Genomic DNA, 6,247 nt, shown 5'->3' with positions numbered 1-6,247 from the left:
TATTTGCCAGCCAGATTTTTCGCTGATTCAGATAATCCACATCATAATTATCATAACCAACGGAGACGGTCGAAATAATCTTGAGTTTTTGTGCAGGTGCCAGATTGCTTTCATTGAGTAAACGTCCTGCACCAATCATGGCATCGGCATCAACCACTTCAGTACGGATTTGCTCATTGATCTCACCGAGTTTTGGGTTGAGCACTACCACCTGATAATTTTGCTGTAACCGTGCTAGAACATCTTGATCTATTTGACTGAATACGACAACTTTCTTCATTGTTACAATTCCGATCTTTTATTGCATCAGTTGCCACAGTCGTCTTTTTAATAAAGGCTGGGCAATCATTTCTTCTAAACTTGCTAAATGTAGAATATTAGAGTGCTGGATAAAATCGAGATGACCTAGACATAGAATCTTTTTATTCATGGCAGTCGCATCCAGAAAGCCCTGAATATAGGAGGGCAAGCCGCGGCTTTCCTGAAAATCAGCCAATGGAAAAGGCCATTTTAACTCGGCATACTGCCCCAGTTTCGCTTTCTGAATATTGTGCCAGAGTTGTTGCTGTGTTTCATTGAATCGACTGCTTTCCACTAAAATTGCACAGCTTTCCAGAATATACATTTGCAACTCAAAGCTTTGAACCTGTGTTGTGACAATAACCTGCTCTTTGTCAGGCATCATCTCAACAGCCTTGGGTTTTACAATGATTTCAATATTATCCTGCGGTTCAACCATCGTGATCGGCTGAACAGGCTCAGGCTTTATTTGCAGCTCAGGCTTGTTTTGTGCTGGCGTTTCGAATTGTATTGGCAAGGACTGAATCTGTTCAGCCTCTTGATCTCGCCATAAGCTCGGCGCGATATTTTTTTCGCATACGACCTCTCGAGGAATCCAAACATCTATTCCCAAAGTTACCAATATGTTTCGCTGCCGCCCGATCATCTTCGCTATTTATTCCTTTCATCTATCAAGATGTGTCATGTTAAAAGTATTTATAACATTACATTCAATTCCTCATAGTCTAGCATAAACCACTCCACCCTAAATGGCTTGCTTTTGTGCAATCACATCATTGGCAAGGGCAACTTCTTACACGCTGCTGGATAAACAGCTCTAGATAATTTAAATATACCTATATCAAATCCATGAATAAATAAAAAACCGAGTTAATCGCTTAACTCGGTTGAGTATCCATTCTTGAATGGGGGTTATTTCTTCTCGACCTTGAAACTATCCTTTAAATCAAGAATACGGTTAAATACAGGTTTTGCAGGAACATGATCATATTGGTCTGCCACAAAATAACCTTCACGTTCAAACTGGAACCGATCTTCTGGTTTTGCCTGTGCCAAAGCTGGTTCAATCACCGCTTGAACGACTTTTAATGATTCAGGATTTAGATTTGCCAGGAAATCATCATCGGCATCAGGTGCAGCTGCGGTAAATAAACGATCGTAAATACGAACTTCGGCTGGAATACCTTTTGTTGCCGATACCCAGTGAATCACGCCCTTAACCTTACGTCCTTCAGGATTTTTGCCTAAAGTTTCAGGGTCAATTGAGCACTTCAATTCAACCACTTCACCGTTGGCATCCTTAATGACTTCATCACATTTAATCACATAGGCATGGCGTAAACGCACTTCACCCTCTGGAATTAAACGTTTGAAACCTTTTGGTGACACTTCTTCAAAGTCTTTACGGTCAATATAGATTTCACGTGTCAAGGGAATCACACGCTCACCCATATCCACATTCGGATGACGAGCATGGGTTAAATCGAGTTCTTCTGGCAAATTGGTGAGCGTCACTTTTAAAGGATTCAACACTGCCATACCACGGGCTGCGGTGTTTTCCAGAGACTGGCGAATACAGAACTCCAGCATTGCCACATCCACAATACCATCGGTTTTTGACACACCCACACGCTTACAGAAATCACGCAAGCCCTCTGGGGTAAAACCACGACGACGCATCCCCACCACAGTTGGCATACGCGGATCATCCCAACCATTGACATAACTCCCCTCAACCAGCTTACGCAGCTTGCGTTTAGATGTGATGGTATAGTCAATGTTTAAACGCGATGATTCGTATTGGCGTGGCACAGCCTGAGAGTGCACTTTCTCAATCACCCAGTCATAGAACGGACGATGGTCCTGAAACTCCAGGGTACAGAGTGAATGGGTAATACCCTCAATTGCATCAGACAATGGATGAGCATAGTCATACATTGGATACATTTTCCACTTGTCACCTGTCTGGTGGTGTTCTGAGTGCAACACACGATAAAGGATTGGATCACGCATGTGTACATTCGGGCTTGCCATATCAATTTTGGCACGTAAAACCGCTTTACCCTCGCCCAATTCACCATTACGCATCTGCTCAAAACGAGACAGGTTTTCTTCCACCGTCGCATCACGGTATGGCGAATTTTTACCTGGCTCCACAAAGCTACCGCGGTTCAACTTGATTTCTTCAGGTGTCTGCAAATCCACATAAGCATCGCCCTGTTCAATCAATTGAATAGCCCATGCATAAAGCTGGTCAAAGTAGCTTGAAGCATAGCGAGGTTCACCATTCCAGTGAAAACCCAGCCATTTCACATCGTTGGCAATGCCATCCACATATTCCTGCTCTTCAGCATCAGGGTTGGTATCGTCAAAACGTAAATTACATAGACCATCAAATTCTTCGGCAATACCAAAGTTCAAACAAATTGCTTTGACATGACCAATATGCAGATAACCATTTGGCTCAGGTGGGAAACGAGTTACAACTTTTTGGGTACGACCTTCTTTTAAATCATCGGTAATCACCTGACGTACAAAGTCCAAGCCTGCCTGTTGTTCTTGCTGCGCGGCATCGACAGAGGCATGAGTATTCGGTGTCGGGGTCTTTGGCAGTTCTGAAACAACATCATTTGGCTTCATAGGGTGTAAATCACTTCTTACGGTAAAAAAATAGAACATAAAAACGCAATCTTTGCTTTTTATCAAAGATTTTAACGTTTTTTACTTGCCTTGTAGTTTACAGTTTGCTTATGCTTCTCTCAACCAAAAACCCATGGTCACAAGCCCATGTTTAGGAGATTAATGTAATGAGTTTTCCTCAAGTCGAATTAAATACCAATAAAGGTCGTATTGTTCTTGAGCTTAACGCTGAAAAAGCGCCAAAAACGGTTGAAAATTTCTTAGAATATGTACGTGACGGTTTCTATGACGGTGTAATTTTCCACCGTGTAATTGATGGTTTTATGATCCAGGGCGGTGGCATGGACGAAAACTTCAAAGAAAAGGCAACTCGTGATTCAATCGAAAATGAAGCAGACAACGGCTTAAGCAACGATGAAGGCACCATTGCAATGGCACGAACCCAGGCGCCTCACTCTGCATCTGCCCAATTCTTCATCAACGTTAAAAACAACTCTTTCCTGAACCATACAGCACCAACTGCACAAGGCTGGGGTTATGCGGTATTTGGTAAGGTTGTTGAAGGCATGGACGTTGTAAATGCAATTAAAGGCGTACGTACAGGTAACCGTGGTTATCACGCAGATGTTCCTTTAGAGAACGTCGTGATTGAATCTGCTAAAATTATCTCTGAATAATTTGATCCAACAGGATTATTTGTGACCCATCTGTTTATATCAGATTTGCATTTGTCACCTGATCACCCTCGACTGGTTCGAGGGTTTTTAGACTTACTAAAACAATATCAACATAAAAACACCCAGCTCTATATTTTAGGTGACTGGTTTAACGCATGGATTGGGGACGACTACACCGCCCCTTGGCTAGATGAAATCGTTCAGGCTTTAAAAGAGTTCAATCAGGCAGGCAATCAGGTTTATTTTCAGGTCGGTAATCGTGATTTTGTTTTAGGAAAAAATTTCCTCAACCAATTTAATGGAATCCTACTCCCTGATGTCTATACGCTGGAAATTAACCATCAAAAATTCCGTCTGGAGCATGGCGATGCCCTATGTACTAATGACATTGCCTATCAACGCTTTAGAAGCGTAATCCGCAATCCAGTTCTGCTGAGTTTATTGAAACGGACCCCATTAAGCTTTAGACAGAAACTTGCCAATGGTTTCCGTAAAAAGAGCAGTGAAACCAAACAGCTCAAAAACTATGACATCATGGATGTGAATGCCCAGGCTGTAGATTCAGTGATAGAACAGGTGGATTTTTTAATTCACGGTCATACCCATCGTCCAGAAATTCATTTGTTGGGCAATAAACAGCGTATTGTTTTGGGTGACTGGCGAGCAGACTCTGCATGGATTCTAGAAATTAACGAACAAGAAAATAGTAGCCTGGATTTTAAAAAGTGGCTCTATTGACCTTTGCTCCATTCGACTTTATCTATATTTAAATCACATTTAGACACTTTTCATACCTGCTAGATCCAGTAAAATAAACTGATTTTTTTATTTTGGTTAATCATAAATGGATTCCCTACACACCGCAAAAACACGTTACACCACCAAGGCATACGATGCGAGTAAAAAGATTCCAAAAGAACAGTTTGAAAAATTATTAGAAATTTTACGTTTCAGCCCCTCTTCGGTAAATATTCAACCCTGGCATTTTCTGATCGCAGAAACAGATGAGGCAAAACAACGTATTGCAGCAGGTTTAACAGGTGGCTATGCTTATAATGCCGCAAAAGTGCTCAATTGTTCACATACCCTTGTTTTCTGTACACGTACCGATATTTCCAATGAATATCTTGAGCAGTTACTTGAACAAGATGATGTCAGTGGCCGCTTTAAGGATGAGGCAGCAAAACAGGGACAAAAAGATACCCGTTCGGGTTATGTTGAGTTTTACCGAAATGAATTGAAGAACCTTTCAGCATGGATGGAAAACCAGACTTATATCGCCCTTGGACAACTGTTATTCGCCGCAGCCCTTGAACACATTGATGCCACACCAATGGAAGGCTTTGACAGAAATATTATTAATCAGGAATTTGGTTTGGCTGAAAAAGGCTTGAAAGCCTCCGTAATTGTGGCTTTGGGCTATCGTAGCGAAAATGATTTTAATGCGAAGCTACCCAAATCACGCCTTGCGAATGATGTGATTTTTACCCGTTTATAATCATCATAATGATTGTGGTTGTTTGTAAGGGCAGATAACCATCTGCCCAAATTAAACTGTGTTCTGCTGGAATGAGAACATTAACCGCTACAACATCATCGCTTTTGCCAAACACAATACAGCCAGTACTCCACATACTAGACCAATCCATGTATAGGCTTTAAGCCGTTCCCGAAACAGCACCACCCCACTAATTACCCCAAAAATCACCACAAGAATGTTCATGCCTGCAAACACAATCGCTGGTGTGTCTTTCAACATCATATGTGCTTTCACATACAGGGCAATATTGGCAAAATTGATTGCACCAAGGACTAGACCTGCGAAAATATTCTTCGGCTGCCAATTCGGCTGGGTGATGGCGAGATACACAATTGATAAAACAAACGCCACAATGAAGATGAGATTTAATGTGACTGCAAACTGTAGACCCAGGCTACTGCTATATTTAAGTAAGATATCAACCGCAGCATAACCTGTCCAGACACAAAACAGAAACAGGGCAGATTTTAGATTTAGGCCTTGTGTGGCTTTCTCCGCCGCCTGCCCAAGAATAATGAAAAAAATTGCCACCACACCTAAAGCAACGCCAATCAGCTTTAACAGGCTAAACTGCTCACCAAATATAAAATAGGCAGCCAATAAAGAAAGAATCACTGCCAAACGCTGGGCAATCTCCGTTTTCACAATACCCGCAAACTGCAATGACTTGGCTAAACATAGAAAGATGCTAGGTAACAACACCGCCAAAATTAAAATCAGCCACCACGGCGTATGTTGCCATGAAACATGGGTGATATCTGTTTTGAACCAATAGGCGCATAACAGGCTGGCACTTAAATAGTTCCACGCAATCATTTGCCAAACATCAAAACCTTTTTCTTTCAGATATTTCAGCAAAATTGACACGATAACGCTGCAACAAGCAGCCGCAACAATAATTTCCATGAGATCTATTCTAGCTTTTTAGACATAAAAAAATGCCAGTCTGAAAACAGACTGGCATTTTTTAAAGATCATCAATCAATTAACGATTATTTTCGTCTTCTTGACCATCTTCAAATTTAGTTTCGCCGTCGAAACCGCCCTGACCACCGAAGCCGCCCTGATGACCGAAGCCACCTTGACCACC

5 protein-coding genes and 3 pseudogenes are annotated in these 6,247 nt (G+C 41.8%); 3 read left to right on the top strand and 5 right to left on the bottom strand.

Translation table 11 applies throughout. The annotated features are described in order from the left end of the window. The 3 genes and pseudogenes from B4H32_RS01640 to B4H32_RS01630 all read right to left on the bottom strand — a co-directional run. A pseudogene (locus B4H32_RS01640) lies at positions 1-280 on the bottom strand (bifunctional glyoxylate/hydroxypyruvate reductase B); the annotation flags it as partial. Between the two features lie 18 nt (positions 281-298). Continuing rightward, positions 299-679: pseudogene (locus B4H32_RS12795) on the bottom strand (hypothetical protein); the annotation flags it as partial. 533 nt (positions 680-1,212) lie between these two features. Continuing rightward, positions 1,213-2,940: a glutamine--tRNA ligase/YqeY domain fusion protein gene (locus B4H32_RS01630; protein WP_286799418.1), complete on the bottom strand. Its 1,728-nt coding sequence runs from the start codon at positions 2,938-2,940 to the stop codon at positions 1,213-1,215. Between the two features lie 167 nt (positions 2,941-3,107). On the opposite strand from B4H32_RS01630, the gene B4H32_RS01625 reads away from it, so the two are divergent. From B4H32_RS01625 to nfsB, 3 genes are all read left to right on the top strand, one after another. Further along, complete coding sequence (locus tag B4H32_RS01625) at positions 3,108-3,617, top strand: peptidylprolyl isomerase (RefSeq protein ID WP_004677029.1); 510 nt, start codon at positions 3,108-3,110, stop codon at positions 3,615-3,617. Positions 3,618-3,638: 21 nt separating this feature from the next. Then, a complete protein-coding gene (locus tag B4H32_RS01620) occupies positions 3,639-4,355 on the top strand; it encodes a UDP-2,3-diacylglucosamine diphosphatase (RefSeq protein WP_286799416.1) in 717 nt (238 codons plus the stop codon). Between the two features lie 106 nt (positions 4,356-4,461). After that, a complete protein-coding gene (gene nfsB, locus B4H32_RS01615; protein ID WP_004682454.1) occupies positions 4,462-5,115 on the top strand; it encodes an oxygen-insensitive NAD(P)H nitroreductase in 654 nt (217 codons plus the stop codon). An 87-nt stretch (positions 5,116-5,202) separates the two neighbouring features. On the opposite strand, the gene B4H32_RS01610 is transcribed toward nfsB, so the two are convergent. Beyond that, positions 5,203-6,063: a DMT family transporter gene (locus B4H32_RS01610; RefSeq protein ID WP_262574083.1), complete on the bottom strand. Its 861-nt coding sequence runs from the start codon at positions 6,061-6,063 to the stop codon at positions 5,203-5,205. A 79-nt stretch (positions 6,064-6,142) separates the two neighbouring features. Continuing rightward, positions 6,143-6,247 (bottom strand): annotated as a pseudogene (locus B4H32_RS01605) (RNA chaperone Hfq); the annotation flags it as partial.

The organism is Acinetobacter sp. UBA2063 (genome assembly GCF_002333245.1).
Taxonomy (GTDB): Bacteria; Pseudomonadota; Gammaproteobacteria; order Pseudomonadales; family Moraxellaceae; genus Acinetobacter; species Acinetobacter parvus.
The sequence above is the reverse complement of the archived record's forward strand: the minus strand, read 5'-3'. Positions and strand labels throughout refer to the sequence as shown.